The organism is Ensifer sp. ENS11 (assembly GCF_014851895.1).
Lineage (GTDB): Bacteria > Pseudomonadota > Alphaproteobacteria > Rhizobiales > Rhizobiaceae > Ensifer > Ensifer canadensis.
On sequence record NZ_JACVAN010000003.1, the window covers coordinates 195,875 to 212,020 of the forward strand.

The 16,146-nt window shown below is 61.4% G+C and carries 16 protein-coding genes; 7 read left to right on the forward strand and 9 right to left on the reverse strand.

Annotated features, from left to right (window positions below; translation table 11 throughout):
* Positions 1-91 precede the first annotated feature (91 nt).
* A complete protein-coding gene (locus IB264_RS08000; protein WP_057223359.1) occupies positions 92-577 on the forward strand; it encodes a pyridoxamine 5'-phosphate oxidase family protein in 486 nt (161 codons plus the stop codon).
* Positions 578-664: 87 nt separating this feature from the next.
* Here IB264_RS08000 and IB264_RS08005 read toward each other — a convergent pair whose 3' ends face one another.
* From IB264_RS08005 to IB264_RS08020, 4 genes are all read right to left on the reverse strand, one after another.
* Positions 665-1,027, reverse strand: a complete 363-nt coding sequence (locus tag IB264_RS08005; RefSeq protein ID WP_057222792.1) for a hypothetical protein — start codon at positions 1,025-1,027, stop codon at positions 665-667.
* Positions 1,028-1,188: 161 nt separating this feature from the next.
* A complete protein-coding gene (locus IB264_RS08010; RefSeq protein WP_057222793.1) occupies positions 1,189-2,193 on the reverse strand; it encodes a Gfo/Idh/MocA family protein in 1,005 nt (334 codons plus the stop codon).
* Between the two features lie 12 nt (positions 2,194-2,205).
* Entirely contained in the window at positions 2,206-3,369 is a 1,164-nt protein-coding gene (locus tag IB264_RS08015; RefSeq protein WP_057222794.1) for an adenosylhomocysteinase, read from the reverse strand.
* Positions 3,370-3,441: 72 nt separating this feature from the next.
* Complete coding sequence (locus IB264_RS08020) at positions 3,442-4,380, reverse strand: LysR substrate-binding domain-containing protein (protein WP_244497405.1); 939 nt, start codon at positions 4,378-4,380, stop codon at positions 3,442-3,444.
* A 373-nt stretch (positions 4,381-4,753) separates the two neighbouring features.
* On the opposite strand from IB264_RS08020, the gene IB264_RS08025 reads away from it, so the two are divergent.
* From IB264_RS08025 to IB264_RS08045, 5 genes are all read left to right on the forward strand, one after another.
* Complete coding sequence (locus tag IB264_RS08025; RefSeq protein ID WP_244497406.1) at positions 4,754-5,719, forward strand: GGDEF domain-containing protein; 966 nt, start codon at positions 4,754-4,756, stop codon at positions 5,717-5,719.
* 249 nt (positions 5,720-5,968) lie between these two features.
* Complete coding sequence (locus tag IB264_RS08030) at positions 5,969-6,256, forward strand: hypothetical protein (protein WP_156585785.1); 288 nt, start codon at positions 5,969-5,971, stop codon at positions 6,254-6,256.
* Between the two features lie 636 nt (positions 6,257-6,892).
* Positions 6,893-7,414 (forward strand): RNA polymerase sigma factor, encoded by a 522-nt coding sequence (locus IB264_RS08035; protein WP_107027410.1) that lies wholly within the window; start codon positions 6,893-6,895, stop codon positions 7,412-7,414.
* A gap of 150 nt (positions 7,415-7,564) precedes the next feature.
* Complete coding sequence (locus IB264_RS08040; protein ID WP_107027411.1) at positions 7,565-8,503, forward strand: FecR family protein; 939 nt, start codon at positions 7,565-7,567, stop codon at positions 8,501-8,503.
* Between the two features lie 184 nt (positions 8,504-8,687).
* A complete protein-coding gene (locus tag IB264_RS08045; RefSeq protein WP_246811723.1) occupies positions 8,688-10,931 on the forward strand; it encodes a TonB-dependent receptor in 2,244 nt (747 codons plus the stop codon).
* Positions 10,932-11,136: 205 nt separating this feature from the next.
* On the opposite strand, the gene IB264_RS08050 is transcribed toward IB264_RS08045, so the two are convergent.
* The 3 genes from IB264_RS08050 to IB264_RS08060 form a co-directional block, all read right to left on the reverse strand.
* A complete protein-coding gene (locus IB264_RS08050) occupies positions 11,137-11,421 on the reverse strand; it encodes a DUF6894 family protein (RefSeq protein ID WP_025429395.1) in 285 nt (94 codons plus the stop codon).
* A 250-nt stretch (positions 11,422-11,671) separates the two neighbouring features.
* The gene (locus IB264_RS08055; RefSeq protein ID WP_025429394.1) at positions 11,672-11,980 is read right to left on the reverse strand and encodes a putative quinol monooxygenase; all 309 of its coding nucleotides are present in this window, start codon (positions 11,978-11,980) and stop codon (positions 11,672-11,674) included.
* A gap of 228 nt (positions 11,981-12,208) precedes the next feature.
* Entirely contained in the window at positions 12,209-13,222 is a 1,014-nt protein-coding gene (locus tag IB264_RS08060; protein WP_107027412.1) for a zinc-binding alcohol dehydrogenase family protein, read from the reverse strand.
* A 100-nt stretch (positions 13,223-13,322) separates the two neighbouring features.
* Here IB264_RS08060 and IB264_RS08065 point away from each other — a divergent pair, with 100 nt between their 5' ends.
* Entirely contained in the window at positions 13,323-13,676 is a 354-nt protein-coding gene (locus IB264_RS08065) for a helix-turn-helix domain-containing protein (protein ID WP_025429392.1), read from the forward strand.
* Between the two features lie 56 nt (positions 13,677-13,732).
* Here IB264_RS08065 and chrA read toward each other — a convergent pair whose 3' ends face one another.
* Positions 13,733-15,139 (reverse strand): chromate efflux transporter, encoded by a 1,407-nt coding sequence (gene chrA / locus IB264_RS08070; RefSeq protein WP_025429391.1) that lies wholly within the window; start codon positions 15,137-15,139, stop codon positions 13,733-13,735.
* Position 15,140: 1 nt separating this feature from the next.
* Positions 15,141-15,962, reverse strand: coding sequence for a sulfurtransferase/chromate resistance protein (locus tag IB264_RS08075; protein ID WP_107027413.1), 822 nt, complete (start codon positions 15,960-15,962; stop codon positions 15,141-15,143).
* Positions 15,963-16,146 lie beyond the last annotated feature (184 nt).

Below are 16,146 nucleotides of genomic sequence, written 5' to 3' on the forward strand. Positions count from 1 at the left end.
TCGGCCCCTGATTTTGTTTCGCCCAACCGCCAATCAGGCCGTTGTCGAAACGATTGGCGTCGGCGCGTCGAACCGTCAAGGAGATACGACAGTGGCAACTCCCGAGGAACTCAAGAAGAAACTCTGGAAGACATTGAAATCGGACATGACGGTCATGCTTGGCTTGTCCGAAAAAGAGCATGGGCACACGCGCCCGATGACGGCGCAGATCGAGGGCGAGCAGGGTCCGATCTGGTTCTTCACCGTCAGGAGTGCCGTCGTGGCCCAGAATGTCGCCGCGAACACACCCGCCATGTTTGCTTTTGCATCCAAGGATCATGAACTGTTCGCGACCGTTCACGGGTGCCTTCGCCTCGACAATGACCGCACTGTTATCGACCGGCTGTGGAACCAGTACATCGCCGCCTGGTACGAGGGTGGAAAGGACGACCCCGAACTGGCCCTGCTGCGTTTCGAGCCGAGCGAAGCGGAAATCTGGCTCAATGAGACCAGCCTGTTTGCCGGTATCAAGCTGCTCCTGGGCAGCGATCCAAAGGAAGAGTACAGGGAGAAAACCGCGAAAGTGGAGCTCTCCTAGACTGCCTGTCCAAAACAAAACACCTGCAACGGGCAGATACCCACTGCAGGTGTTTTCATGATAGCCGAGCGCATTCCGCCGCGAAGGTTACTTGGCCTCGGTCAGCGTTTCGGTGCCGCTGCCATCCTTGCCGGTGATCGTCCAGGTGCCATCAAGCGAGCCATCGCCGTTGACCTTGTAGACGATGAGGCCAAGGGCATCGCCGAGCACATAGGCTGCGGCGAAGGCATTGCCGTTGAGCATGCAGACGCCGGTCGATTTTACGCCGGCCGTGTCCCATTCGATGACGCAGGTGGTTTCGCTTGCAAGCGTGATTTCGGCCGTGCCGGAATAGCTGGAACCATCCAGGTTCGTGCCTTCGACGATGTATTTTCCGGCGTTGACGGTCTGGGCGTTTCCGGCCGCGGCCGCGGCGAGAAACAGCGCTGCGGTGAGCAACAATCTCTTCATAAGTCCCCCAAGGAAGCCGCGCGCCCCTCGCGCGGTCCGCAATTGATACGCACAAACCATGACGTTTGAAACGGCGCGCCAGGTCCGCTCGCAATCATTTTTGGTGGGGTCGTGCGTCCTTATGGCGTGTGCCTGAAAACAGGCTGCGGCGGGCGGGGATGCTATGCGCCACTTGCCGATGACAGCCTTGCCTGCTCGTCCCAGGCGGAGAGCAACGACATGATCTCGAGTGAATCGGCGAGCCGTGGTGCCGGGCGTGGCGCTTCCTTCAGTCCTGCCTTCAGGCAGTTCTCCACCAGTCGCACCTGATGGCCGAAGGCGTCATGGTCGGAAAGCACGACGATTTCTTCCGGAGCGCGGCCATATTCGCAAAGCTCCAGGCGATTTTCGCCAGCCACCGGCAGCCAGGGATTGGTGAGGAACCGCAAGGCGCCGCGCTCTCCATGGATGGAAAAGGCGAAGGACATGCCGAAGCTGTCGGTGGACTGAAGCGTGGCGAGAACGCCATTGTCGAAACGAACCAACAGGCTTGCGTCGCAGATATTGCCGTCATGCGACGAGAGATTTCCGAAGGCGCTGGTCGACCGACTGGAAAAGGCATGCTGCCCGCAGGCCGTCTGGATCACGTAATGTAAAAGCGAGGCCGGGTAGCAGCCGAGATTGAAAATCGTCCCCTTGCCCATCGGGTTCACGAACTTCCGGATATCGGCGGCGTAGAGACCGGAAACCGAGCGGATCACACCGAGCCGGCCGGACTGCAGGATTTCGCCGGCCTTGGCCATCAACGGATGGCAGAGATACATCAAGCCTTCGAGAAAGAAGATACCGCGGTCACGCACGGCCTGCGCCAGCGCCTCTGCCTCGGCCATCGTCGTGGTCAGCGACTTCTCCGACAGAACCGCCTTGCCCCTTTCCGCGGCGCGGATCACCGCCTCATGATGCATGTTGTTGGGCAGGCCGATATAGACGACATCGATATCAGGGTCATCGAGCAGCGTGTCGTAGCCGGAATAGTGCTTTGCGATGCCGTGTCGCCCGGCAAAATCCGAGAGCCGCTGCGGATCGCGCCCGGCCACCGCTCCGATGCGGGACCCGTCGCTCGCAGAGATGGCCCCGGCCATCGTGTCGGAGATGAAGCTCGTTCCAAGAATTCCCCAGCGCAGCATCTGTCAGTTCCCTCAGCGGTGCAGTTCGAGATAGGCGGATGCCACCATGGCGTCGATGTCTACGGGCACCGGCACGACGCACATCGAAGCGTCGAGCGTGTGGCCCGCCACCCGCTCCAGACAGCGGGCCTGGAGAGCAAAGCCGAGATCCATGGATTCGACCGAATTGCCAAGTGCCCTTGGTCCGGCAAGATTGGCCATGTGGCCTGCGCCGAGAATATGGATGCGCCGCCCATCGGCAAGGACGAGCGTCTCGATGCCCTCGTCGGCGTAGGTTTCCACCGCCACCACCGCGTCATCGGCGCGCATGCCGGCAACGTCGATCTCGTGCGGGAAGTGCCCGCCGTTGAGGAGGATCACGCCGTCCTTGAGGGCCGCGAGATCCGAAGCCGTCAGGATGCTCGCAGAGCCTGTGACCGTGACGATGACGTCGGCCGAGCGTATGGCGTCATCGCGTCTCGGCGTCGAGAAACCGTCGAGATGGGCCTCGAGTGTTGCAACCGGGTCGACATCTACGACGCTGACCGCGCTGTAGGCACTGCGAAAGCAGGCGGCCGTGCCTTGGCCGCAGGCGCCATAGCCGAAAACCGTCACGCGCTTGCCATTGGTCGAGCGGTTGGTGAAGCGCATGTAGCTTTCGAACAGGCTCTGGCCGACCGCATGGCGGTTCTCGGCAAACTGCTTGATGGGGCTGTCGTTGATCACCAGCACCGGCAGGCCGATGGCACCGCGCATCGGCTCCAACCGGGTCCGACCGGAGGTTGTCTCCTCCGTGCCGCCGAGCAGCTTGCGATAGGGCCGCTCGGCCACGCGGGCGAAAAGGTCGCCCCCGTTGTCGAGCAGCAGGTCGGGTTGATGACCCATAAGGGCGTCGATGAAGCCGGAATGGGCAGTCGCATCGGTCGTCTGCCCACCGATGACGGTGATGCCCTGACGTTTCAGATAATCGACCGTCGCCGGCTGGGTGCTGTTCAGGTTGCCGGTCGCCACGAGCTGCGCGCCGCCGGCCCTGAGCGTCATCAGCAGCGCTATGGTCTTTGGCTCCAGATGGATTGCCGTTCCGATCGTCAGGCCCTTGAACGGGAGGGTTGTTTCAAACTCGGCAGCAATGGCGCGCAGAAGCGCGCAGCTTTGCCCGACCCACTCGATACGGGACGGATGGCTGGAGGTGGTCATGGTGAGGGTCCTGGCTGTCTGTCGATGGTGCCGGCAAAGATAGTCCGGGCAGCCTGTCCTATGGCAGAGACATTAAACTGCGGCGGAGGGCAGTTTTCCTTCCTGGCGCCGCCCCTCTGCGAGCAGCCAATTCCGCAGGGCAGCAATCGGCTTGCGGTCCCTGTCGGCAATGCGGCAGCAGAACCGATAGCCGGTCGGCCGGCTGACAAAACCAAACGGCGCTTCGAGCGCGCCGGAGGCAAGGTCCGTTTCGATCGATGCCGCCGGCGCGATGGTGACGCCAAGCCCGCTGCGGGCGGCACTGAGGGCCAGCGTCAGATCGTCCACCTCGATCCGTTTGCGGAAGCGGACCGGAGCATTGCCGCTTTCGCGAAACCAGTCGTCCCAGAGATAGGGCACCGTGCGGGCGACCAGTGCGGTCATGTCCGCGAGATCGGGCGGCGTAAGGCCGGGGGACGGTTGCCCGACGGTGAGCACCGGGCCAAACCGGTCGTCCATGAAGGCGGTCGCGGCTATATCGGGCAGCGGTCGGTATTCACCGCCAACGATCAGGGCATCGATTTCAGGCATGTCAGTCAGCGACTGGTTGACGGCAACCGGGATGATATCGACCTCAAGGCCCGAGACGGCGCTTTGCAGCGTTGCCAGGCGCGGCATAAGCCATGCCGAGGCCATCGGCATCGGCACGCCGAGCCGCAGCCGGACGGTGCTGCCGCTCGACGAGATCTCTTCCGCCGCACGCGAGACGATGGCGAAGGCGACACCGACGGCATCGGCGAGCCGCCCTCCGGCCGGATTGAGGGTCACGCGGCCACCGTCGCGATCGAGCAGGGCAAAGCCGAAATGCTCCTCGAGGCTTGCAAGCTGCTGGCGCACGGCACCGGGCACGACGCCGAGCTCGATTGCGGCTGCGCGCAGGCTGCCGCACCGGGCCAGCGCATCGAAGGCGCGCAGGGCGTTCAGCGGCGGCAACGGACGCTGGGATTTCAGGTTCAGGTCGTCTGTCTGCATCATACGCCTCGGCCAACGGCCCTTCTCGACCTCGTGCATAGCCTATCCGGAGACCGGCTGTCGAACATTGCGTTTGGGATGAACGAGCCGTCTGCTCAGCGGGTGCGCAGACAAGAGCGCCTATCCGCTCGGCAGCGAGAAGGCGTGCGTGCTTGTCCTATGTTGTTGTCACACTGATATGCCTATTTTCCGGGCATGGCTTGCGTTCCAGCTCGCATAGGGATGCGCTCCATGCTCGCTTAGGGGCGCTGGTGGATGTAGCTTAAAAAATTGAATATTTCGAAGGTTTTTTGCGACAGCATCACTTTGAGCCAAGTCTGTACCGCCTGCTCTTTCGTCTATGGGCCGAGGAGACAAGGGAAGAAGATAATGCATGGATGTCATCGTCATGAGCGTATCGCCTAGTCGTGCCGCCGCGGATGCACCTGTGAAGAACGAGGTGCGGTTTTCCCGCGATCAGCTCACTCTCATTCTTGCCGCCTTGCCCGACCCGGCGTTCATCCTGACGCGCAGCGGCCGTTATGCGGCCCTGTTCGGTGGGGCGGATCACCGCTACTATCACGATGGCAGCAGTCTTGTCGGTCAGAGCGTTTTTGACGTCCTTGCCCATGACAAGGCGCTGTGGTTTGCGCTGGAAATCGAAAAGGCGCTCGGCTCCCGGGCATTGCACATCGTCGAATACAGCCTCGCCGGAAGCGACGTTAAGGGCCTTGAAGATGCTGGGCCCGATCATCCGATCTGGTTTGAAGGCCGGGTCCAGGCGCTCGATTTTCCTGTCGACGGCGAGGACGCCGTGGTCTGGGTTGCCAGCAATATCACCGAGAAGAACGCCATTGAGCATCAGTTGCGCCAACAAAGCGAAACCGATCCGCTGACCGGCCTCTTCAATCGCCGAAAACTGCTCGACGTGCTTGCGATCGAGTTCGATCTGGCCACGCGCACCCGCCGTCCGACATGCCTGCTGATGTTCGACGTCGACAATTTCAAGGCAGTCAATGACGAACTGGGGCATTCCGTCGGCGACGAGCTGCTGGCGACGATTGCCACCGGCTGCCGGCGGGCACTGCGGTCTGACGACGTGCTGGCACGTCTCGGCGGCGACGAGTTCGTGGTGTTGATGCCGGCGACGACGCTCGACGAGGGCGAGCCGATCGCGGACAAGCTGCGCCAGCAAATCTCGCTTGAACTGCAGAACAGGCTGGAGCTTTTCTCTACGATCAGCGGCGGTCTCACCGAAATGTCCCGAAGGGATGCGACGATCGGCGATATTTTGCGACGGGCTGACGAGGGCCTTTATCAGTCCAAGCGCAACGGTCGAAATCAGATCACGGTCGTTTGACGCCATTGCGATCGGTGTCGCGCGATGTCGGTAAACTCGCCGGGAAAATGTGTCGTCGGTATCGCCCGTGTCCGTTCCCGCTCTTTTTACGCGCGCAACCTGTCTAGAGGGACTAAGGTTCCACCGTATGACGGATGTATGGCCGCCTTGATGCCCGTCTTGGTGCGTTGACCCGTGTCGTGCCTGCGTCGATCCTGTTGTTCTGAGTAAGAGTTGGGGGCAGCGATGTGTGAGGCGTGGCAGCGTTCGTTGATCGAAGAAGACGAGCTCGTCAAAAAGGCGGCGACAACCATACCAAGGCTGTTGGATCATCCCGGCATTACGCTCGACCAGCTATCCCGGTTGCACCTGAATATTGACGAGTGCGTCGAGCGAATGGATGTGCTGATCGAGACGCTTGAGGCGAACGGCATCGACCGATCCTGGATCCAGATGGCGACAACGATCAGAAACAGCTGGGAGATGCTTGCGGAAGACGCGGCAAAGAAGGGGCTCGTCGTCAGTGGCGATACCATGCGAAAGACAATGGGGGGCTAGCCGCCAATCCGTAGACGGCAATATGGCGGGGCCTGCAGCAAGCCCGTTGCCAAACACCCCGGCACTGGCCCACGCTTCGCGGCGATGATCCTTGAGGTCTTCGCACTGATTGTCGATTGATGCGTCGTGCGAAGCCGCAGCGTCCTGTTCGAACTGGCCGGACGCCAGCGAACAACCATCGGATTTCACGCGCTGCGGCCAATAATGACCTCCCGCCGAGATCAATCGTCACATGTCGTGCTCTGCACGTGACCGGCGCGCGTCTGGCTGGATGCGCGTTTCGCTTCACGTGGCGGCGCTGCGGCCATCAAAGACCAAGCTGCTGGGGCGGCTAAATTTTCATGCTACAGGATTGCCACAAACGCCAATGGCGCAAGGCTTTGACGATGCCCTTGGTTTTTGCGATAGCCATCTCGCGTCTCTAAAACCGGCCGTCTGCAGGCCGTCCGTGGCGCCTGCCGCGCCCAACCGTAGTGGCGTGCACGATGGCGGCGATTGAGACACACCCTCGTTCTTCTCTGGGAAAGTTCGCCGCTGACCGAATTTTAAACTTGACTATTATAGACATGTTTCCAATTTTACGCCCGTTCGCGCAAAGCAGTCGCCGCGGACGAACCCGCTCCCGGCCAGGATCCTATGACGACCGAGACCCAATCCGAAACGCGCGTCGATATCTTTATTGCCCATCGTCCGGCGCTCATCGCCTATGCGATCCGCCTGCTAGGCTCGCGCGATGCTGCCGAAGATATCGTCCAGGATGCGTTTGTCCGGTTTCTGCCTTCCAGCACCCGGACGGTTTCAAAAGGCCAGCTCCTCGCCTATCTCTACCGCACGGTCAGGAACCTCTCGCTCGATGTGCTGAGGCGCCGGAAGGTGGCCGCGATCGGCCACCAGGACGATGTGCCGTTCTGGTCGGTTCCTGCCGACGTGCCGACGCCGGAACAATCGACCTTGCTGTGCGACGACGTTCGCCGGATTTCGCAGATCCTCTCGGAATTGCCTGTCGAGGCGCGGGTCGCCGTCGAGATGCACCGCTTCGGCGGCTACACGCTTGAAGAAGTGGCATCGCATCTGGGCATATCGACAGCCAGCGCCCATCGTTACGTCACGGCAGCGATGATGAAGATTGCCACGGCACTTCTGGTCAACGCGACTTAAAGTGGTCGCTCCCTGAGAAAAAAAAGCGCGTCATTCGTCTTTGTCAAAAGAGGGAATGTTCGGGTAGAAGTGCCTCGGAAGAGGCCCAGACCGGCGTAGGATATATTGACCCAGGATCAGGAAATCGCAGCCGCTACACTGGAAGAAGCCATGGACTGGTTTCTGCGGCTGAAGAGTGAGCCGAATTGTCCCGAGCTCACCGCCGACTTCCAGCGGTGGTTGCATCGCTCTGATGATCATCAGCGGGCCTGGCAATATGCGTTGAGGACCTGGCAGTTGATGGGAGAAGCGGCTCCGGCCCATGAACATCTGTGGGCAGGCGCGGCGCGCGGCAACGTCATTTCGATCACCAGGCGTCGTTGGCGCCGCCCGGTCATGAGCGCAGTCGCTGCCATTGCCGCGACCCTATTCCTCGTCCTTGCCGGCCCGTCGCTGCTGATCCGACTTCAGGCGGATCACATCACCGCCACCGGCCAGAATGCCAGAGTGACGCTGGAGGATGGAACGCTCATCGAGCTTGGCGGCGACAGTGCCATCAAGACGGAGATGACCGCCGCCGGGCGCCACGTCACGTTGCTTTCCGGTGAGGCGTTTTTCGATGTCGCGCATAATCCGGCGCGGCCCTTTACGGTGGAGGCCGGAGGCGTCACGGTTCTGGTCGTCGGTACCGCCTTCGACGTTCGGCTTGCGGGAGGGGAAACGACCGTCGAGCTGGAAAGAGGCGTCGTTCAGGTCTCGGTCGAGGACGCCAGGGAAACGTCGGACTTCAGGCTGCTTCCGGGCGAGATGGCTGTCGTGAATGCGAGCGACGGCGCGGTTACCCGCAACACCATCCAGCCCGATCAGGTCGCCGCCTGGCGCAGCGGCCGGATCTTCGTCAAGGATGCGTCCATCAGTGCGGTCGCCGAGCAGCTTCAACGTTACCACTCGGCGTGGATAGCGGTGCCGGACCGAAAGCTCGCGGGTCTTAAGGTCACCGGTCTGTATGATCTTCATGATCCGGACGGTGCGCTGAAGGCGCTGGTCGAACCCTATGGCGGCCGCGTCCGCACCTTTTCGACCTATGGTCGCGTCCTGACGCAATACTGAAAATCCTGACAATAAAATTCAATTTTTCTGAGAAAAGAAACTGAGGTCCTCGTCTTTGTTGAAAAGCGCTCGGCAACGGAGCGCAATTCAAGGAGATGAGACTACGATGTGCATATCGCAAGGCCGCAAGGGATCCCGTCGTTTGAATTGGGGCGACGACGGCGGGCGTCCGATGGGACGGCTGATGGCAACGACGGCAATGGCGATTTGCCTGGCCTCGTCGCTGAACTGGCCGAGCCCTGCATTTGCGCAGGATGCACTGGCACAAGTGAGTGCCGCTCGCAACTTCAACGTGCCGGCACAACCGCTTGCCGACGCGCTCAACGTCTTTGGCCGGCAATCGGGCCTGCAGGTGACGCTTGCCGCTTCGGTGTCCCGTGGCGTCCTGTCCAAGGCGGTCGTCGGTTCCTACGCGCCGGAGGAGGCGCTTGCACGGCTGCTTTCCGGCACGGGCATCGAGTATCGCATCTCCGGCGGGCGAACGGCCGTGATCGGGACAGGGGCGGCCGGTGGCGGCGCGGCAGTGGCGCCGGCCGACGGCTCTACGGCGCTTGATCCGATTTCGGTATTCGGGGACGCCACCGGCGTCGGTGAAATCGTCATCAGCCAGAAGGAGCTCGAACTTCTCAACCCGGCGAATATCGCCGACGTCTTCCGCGGCGAGCCAGGGATCGAGGTTGGTAGCTCGCTGCCGATGTCGCAGAAGGTCTATGTTCACGGCATCGAGGAAAACAATCTCGCCGTTACCATGGATGGCGGCCGCCAGAACAACAAGGTCTTCCATCACAACGCAACCAACCTCATCGATCCGAGCCTGCTGAAGGCCGTGCGCGTCGATGCCGGCATCGCGCCTGCGGATGTAGGACCAGGCGCGCTCGGCGGCGCCATTGCCTATGAAACGAAGGATGCCCGCGACCTGCTCGACGGCGACGGCTATGGCGGCTTCGTCAGCTCCAACTACAACTTCAACAGCAAAACCTTCCAGACCGGAATCTCCGCCTACGGCATGCAGGAAGGGCTCGAATTTCTCGGCTACTTCAATTTTGCCAAGGGGGACGAGTTCAAATCCGGCAACGGCAGCATCGTCGAGGGAACGCGCACCGATCTCCTGAGCGGGCTCGGCAAGGTGGCATACGAGTTCGAGAGTGGTGATCGTTTCGAGATCAGCCATGAACGCGTCTACGACGACGCCCCGCGCCCGTTCCGCGCCAATACCGGCTTCATCTCGGGCCGCCCGCCGTGGGAACCGCGCGTGCGCGACTATACGCTCGACCGGCAGAACACGGTCTTCTCCTATACCGACAGCACGCCTGAGGATTGGTGGGATCCAACCGTGGTGTTGGCCTACAGCTCGACGCGGCTAGAGATCCCGATCTTTCCTCGCCCGGTGCCGCCAAGCACGATATCGGTCCCCTATCCCGGCGCCGGCGAAACCGGCAGCTTCAACGGCAAGTTCGAAAACAAGTTCAGCTTCGATCTCGGCAGCATCACCGCCGGCGTCGATTTCTACAACGACAAGGCTGAACTCGAAGATCGCTTCGATGCCTCGACCGAGCGCGCGCGAAATGTCGGCATCTATGCGCAGGCGCGGCTCGAACCCTGGGAACGCACCCGGCTTTCCTTCGGTGCGCGCGGCGACCAGCAATGGTTCACCGGCACCACAAATGAGAAGTGGGACAATGCCGGTTTCAGCGGCAACGTCTCCGGCGAATATGATCTGATCGAGGACCTGCTGACGGCCAAAGCCGGCTACTCCCACGTCTGGGCCGGCGTCCCGCTTGCCGAAAACTTCATCATGAACCCGAACTGGAACTATGGAACCGGCCCGGAGCCAATAACGGCCGACAATTATGCCTTCGGCCTTGTCGCCAAGCATGACGGTTTCACCGTGGAAGGCAGCCTCTTCCACACAGATATCGACGACGCACGCACAGCCAAATACGCGGTCGCAAGGGCCATCGAGAATCATGATGTGCGCTCGAAGGGCTTCGAGCTCGGTGCCGGATACGACTGGGGCGACGGTTACTTCAAGGTCAAATACGCCAATATCGATGTCTCGATCGACGGCAAGCCGGCCGACTCCGACACCGGTATCTATCTGGCGGCCCCGGCCGGTCAGTTCATCACGCTCCTGGCCGCGCACAGCTTCATCGATTGGGGTGTCACCATCGGCGGCGATGTCGAGATCGCACTCGACAATGACGATGTTGCCGCCGGCACCCCGCCTCTTGAGGGCTACAAGGTGTTCAACACCTTCGTCGAGTATCAGCCGCCGAGCCACAGCAATCTGACCCTGCGCGCCGAGATCAACAACATCTTCGACGAGACCTACTCAGAGCGCGCCACCTACGGTCAGGAATTCGGCACCGTCACGCCACTCTATGAACCCGGCCGCTCCTTCATCCTGAGTGCCAAGGCGACATTCTGAGACGACATCGAAGGAAGAGGCATCATCGATGCCTCTTCCACCTTGCCGGCGAGTTGCCCACCGCATGTTTCCTCAAATCGTATTCGATTTAAGGATAAAAACATGCAGCCATTCAAAGTGCTACAGCGACCTTTGCGCGTCTAATAAGACGCGCTGCGCTGTAGCCAGATGCCTATAGTTTTCGTGCTGAAATCTTGCTGTTACATTACAATTTACTGAAATCGATGCTCATTTCCGCCCAGGCATGCTCGAACTTCGATCTCGCGATCAGCCAGGGAGGCATCGCTCTGGAAGCCGTCAGCCGCGCCAACAACCGACCCTCGGCATTCTCTACCGCGACGATGACGCCATGATAGTCATCCTCCTCAGCAATTTCGTCCGCCACCAGGCGGCCGTGTTCGACGGCCTGGCTATCGTTGGCAAGCAGGGTGCCGACTTTGTCGCGGCTGGTAACGCCTGCCAGGTGGATGTGAAAAAGATAGCGTTGCATGATCTTGCTCAAACCATACGGCGATTGACGACAAACACTCGCGCCGCTGCGGGTATGGTTGTAGTAACACGCCTCTTATCTGTTTGCGCGTGACCGACGCGTGACACGCCTTTGCGTGCAATTCGATCTCTGGCCGACGGGCAATCGCAGAGTGGTGATCGCCAGGGGAAAGCGGGCTACTGTCGAATGCGGAAACGCCCTGCGAACGGTTTGGTACGGCACATCGTCGAGGACGAAACTTCGATTTTTCTCAGGTAGAAACCTGGTTGAGGAACACCAACTGCAGAGGGCGGGCAAGCAGGTCATCCGCCGTCGCTGCGAATGCCAGGAAGTGCGGCGTCTGAAAGTGCGCGTCGAGGGCGGCCCCGTCTGTGAACGCTTCTCGCATGTAGAACGTGCCCGGCTCTTCCTGCATTTCGAACAGGACGTAGTCGAGGCAGCCGGGCTCGTTGCGGGTCGGCTCGATCAGGGCGAGCAGCCCGTCACGCAATGCGTCGCGTTTGCCGGGTTCTGCGGTCAGTATTGCCAAGGAAATCACCTTCTCGGCGGAATGTGTCATCATTGCAATCCTTGTGGATAGGGACGCCTGGCGGCGCGAGAGGCTCGGTTGGCGGGATGGCGTCGGGTCTGGAGCAGGCGGCAAGTACGGTCATCGAGGCAGCCTCCTCCCCATGACCTCTTTTGATCTTTTTGCGCACACACGCCGGCCGTGGCCGCCCCGATGGGGCGGCTTCGCAGCAGGCATCATGCTTTTGCGAAAGAGGAAGGCGGCGCTTCGCCCGCTCGTCTAAAAACCGGAGAGCACAATCTTGCCCTTGGCCCTACCGGACTCGATTACCGCGTGCGCGCGCTTCAGGTTGGCCGCATTGATCGTCCCGAAATGCTCGTTGAGCGTGGACTTGATCTTGCCTGCGTCGACCAGATCCGACACTCTGTTCAAGAGGACATTCTGTTTCTCGATATCGGCGGTCGCAAACAGCGAGCGTGTGAACATCAGCTCCCAATGCAGCGAGATGCTTTTGCGCTTGAGTGGAAGCGCGTCGAGTTGCTTGGGGTCGTCGATCAGGCCGAAACGTCCCTGGGGCGCGATCAGTTCGACGATCTGATCAAGGTGATCGCCGGTATTGGTCGTCGAGAACACGAAGCCCGGCTGGCCAAGCCCGAGGGCTTCGATTTGTGCAGCAAGCGGCTGCCGGTGATCGACAACGTGATGGGCGCCGAGCGATTTTACCCATTCTACCGTTTCGGGGCGAGACGCAGTGGCGATGACAGTGAGGTCCGTCAGCGCTCGTGCGATCTGTATCGCGATCGAGCCGACGCCACCGGCGCCGCCGATGATGACGATCGCATTTGCAGCGCCTGCGACCGGGCGGGTGACGTCAAGACGATCGAACAGCATTTCCCATGCGGTGATCGAAGTCAGCGGCAGGGCGGCGGCGGCAGAAAAATCCACCGACCTCGGCTTTCTGCCGACGATACGCTCGTCGACCAGATGAAATTCGGCGTTGGTGCCGGAGCGGTTGATGGCGCCTGCATAGAAGACTTCGTCGCCCGGCTTGAAGAAGGACGCATACGGCCCGACGGCGCTGACCACACCCGCGGCATCCCAGCCGAGCACCTTCCACTGTCCGGGTTCGGGCTTCACTCCGCGGCGGATCTTCGTGTCGACCGGATTGACCGAGATCGCCTTGACTTCGACGAGGATGTCCCGGCCCTCGGGTTCCGGGCGCTGCAGGTCGATATCGACCAGCGACGTTTCGGCTTCGATCGGTTGGGGGATTTGGTAGGCTACGGCTCGCATTGAATGCTCCATCGGTTGAACGTGGCCAAGATGCGCACTATGCTGCAAGATCGCAAGAACGCACGTAAAAAGCCCATAGTGTCGAAAAGGATACCATTGGATGGGACGCACACGCCACGATCGTTTCGACTGCAGTCCGGGATGTGCCGTCGAAGCGACGCTCAGCCTGATCGACGGCAAGTGGAAGGGGGTCGTTCTCTACCACCTGATGTCGGGCACCATGCGCTTCAACGAAATCCGCCGGAAGCTGCCGAACGTTACCCAGCGCATGCTGACGAACCAGTTGCGCGAGCTGGAGGCCGACGGCCTGATCACGCGCAAGGTGTTCGCCCAGGTTCCGCCCAGGGTCGACTATGATCTCTCGGAACGTGGCCGCACGCTGGAGCCCGTCATCCTTGCGCTCAAGACCTGGGGGGACGCCAACATGCCGTCGACCGGGAGTGTTGCGGCCTGATTGCCGCAACGGGAGGGCCATACTCACAGGTTTCCACGGTGTCCCACGCCACGACCCTATGCAGTGACAAGCACCCACATCATGCCGGCGAGCGCCGAGGCCAGCAATGTCGCGATCACCGAGGTGTTGAAGCGGAAGATCGCCAGCGCCGCCGCAAGCGTCAGCAACAGTGACGGCAGCACTAGCGAGCTCAGGACAGGCACATCGAGCGCAAGGCTGCCGACGCTCCACGGGACGACCTGCGAAAACAACGTGTGAAGGCCGAACCAGACCGCAAGGTTGAGGATGACGCCGACGACCGCAGCAGTGATGGCCGACATGGCGCCGGTCAGCGCGACATTGCCCCTCAGCTTCTCGATGAAGGGCGCCCCGAGGAAAATCCAGAGGAAGCAGGGCACGAAGGTCACCCACGTCGTCAGCAGCGCGCCCAGCGTCGCTGCCGTCATCGGAGAAAGCGTGCCGGGGTCGCGATAGGCGCCCATGAAGCCGACGAACTGGACGACCATGATCAGGGGGCCAGGCGTTGTTTCCGCCATGCCGAGACCATCGAGCATCTCGCCTGGTTTGAGCCAGCCGTAATATTGCACGGCCTCCTGCGCGACATAGGCGAGCACAGCATAGGCACCCCCGAAGGTGACGACCGCCATCTTGCTGAAGAACCATCCGATTTCGGTGAAGACACTGTCCGGCCCGACGAGCGCAAACAGCAGCGCCAGTGGCGCGAGCCATAGGGCGAGAAACACCGCGGACACCTTCATCGACCAGGCGAGGTTGGGGCGGGCGTGGATCGGTGTTTGTTCACCCAGGGCCGAATCCTCGTCCTTGAGGATCGGCCCGGTTGTTTTGCCGTGGCCTCCGCCGATGCGAAAGAGCGGCGAGCCCAGGCGTCCGCCGATGTAGCCGGCAATGCCGGCCGTCAGGATGATCAGCGGGAATGGGACGCGGAAGAAGAAGATCGCGACAAAGGCTATCGCCGCGATACCGATCATCAGCCTGTTTTTCAGCGCCCGGCTGCCGATGCGGAAAACCGCCTGGACGACGACGGCAAGCACGGCCGCCTTCAACCCGAAGAACAGTCCTTCGATCACGCTGACATTGCCAAAGGCGGCATAGACGTAGCTCAAGGCCAGGATGGCAAGGAAGCCCGGAAGCACGAACAATATGCCGGCGATGAGGCCCCCGACGGTGCGATGCATCAGCCAGCCGATGTAGATTGCCAGCTGCTGCGCCTCCGGACCGGGCAACAACATGCAGTAATTGAGCGCATGCAGGAAACGGTGCTCGCCGATCCAGCGTTTCTCGTCGACGAGGATGCGATGCATCACCGCGATCTGGCCCGCCGGGCCGCCGAAGCTCAGGGCCGCGATCCGAACCCAGACCCAGAACGCTTCCGCAAGCGAGATGCCGTGGCCATGGGGCGCCGACGCCTTGCTGGCGTCGGCGGTGTGAACGACATCGGTCATTTCATGCACCCTTTTTCGGCGTGGGCCAGTTGTGCGTTTCACCGGTCGCATCGCGGCACCAGCGGTAGAAGGCATCGTAGAGCAGCATGCCTGCCTGCAACTGCTCATGATCGTCTGCATACATGCGGGAGAGCCCGAGCGAAACCGCAAGCAGGCCGGCGGCCTCTGGGGCGAGATCGAGGCGCGAGGTGTCTGCGCCCCGCACGATGGTTGCCAGCTGCAACATCGGCTCCGTTGCCAATCCGAATTCTTCGACCATCACGTCGAAGGTGCAGAGGTCGCCCCGATGACTCCAACGGATCGGGGCGTCGATGTCAAAGGGCGTGGCGTCGAAGCGGTCCGCGACGGCTTCGACTTCGGCGGGTGCCACGAACAGGAAGACGGCGTTTGGATCGACGAAGCGCCGAATAAGCCAGGGGCAGGCGATGCGGTCGATCTTCGGGCGTGCGCGCGTGACCCAGAGCGTGTGTCCGTTCGTCTGACGTTTCGGCACGGCAGAGACGGGCACGGACGGATAGCCGGTTTCGACCCAGGCCTCAAAGCCGCCTTCCAGGACATCGGCCGGAATTCCCGCGTGCCGCAGCCAGGCGGCGACCCCGTGGCTCAGCTTCTTGCCGCGCTGGCAGATGATGACGGCGGATCGTCCCGCGAAGTCGTTGCCCCAGTTCTCAACGAGCCGGTAGTCGCGCCGGAGCGATCCGGGGATCAAGCGCGGATCGGCATCGAAATCCTCGCCGATCCTGACATCGATCAGCGCGGGACATTTGGGAGTACCAATGAGGCGGGCAAGTTTGTCCGGGGAAATTTCAAGAGGTGACGGCATAACGCGTCCTCCGTCTGAGCGGTTGAATGGACGCGATACTTCGGCTGTCGCCTCGTGGGGTGATCGCGACCCCATGGTGATATTTTTCCGCTGTTTCGCGCAGGCTGTCAAGCAGTTGTACGGTGCACCGGGGGGGATTGACGACCGCCGTGTCATCCGGCCGCGTGCAGGCGCCTTTATCTCA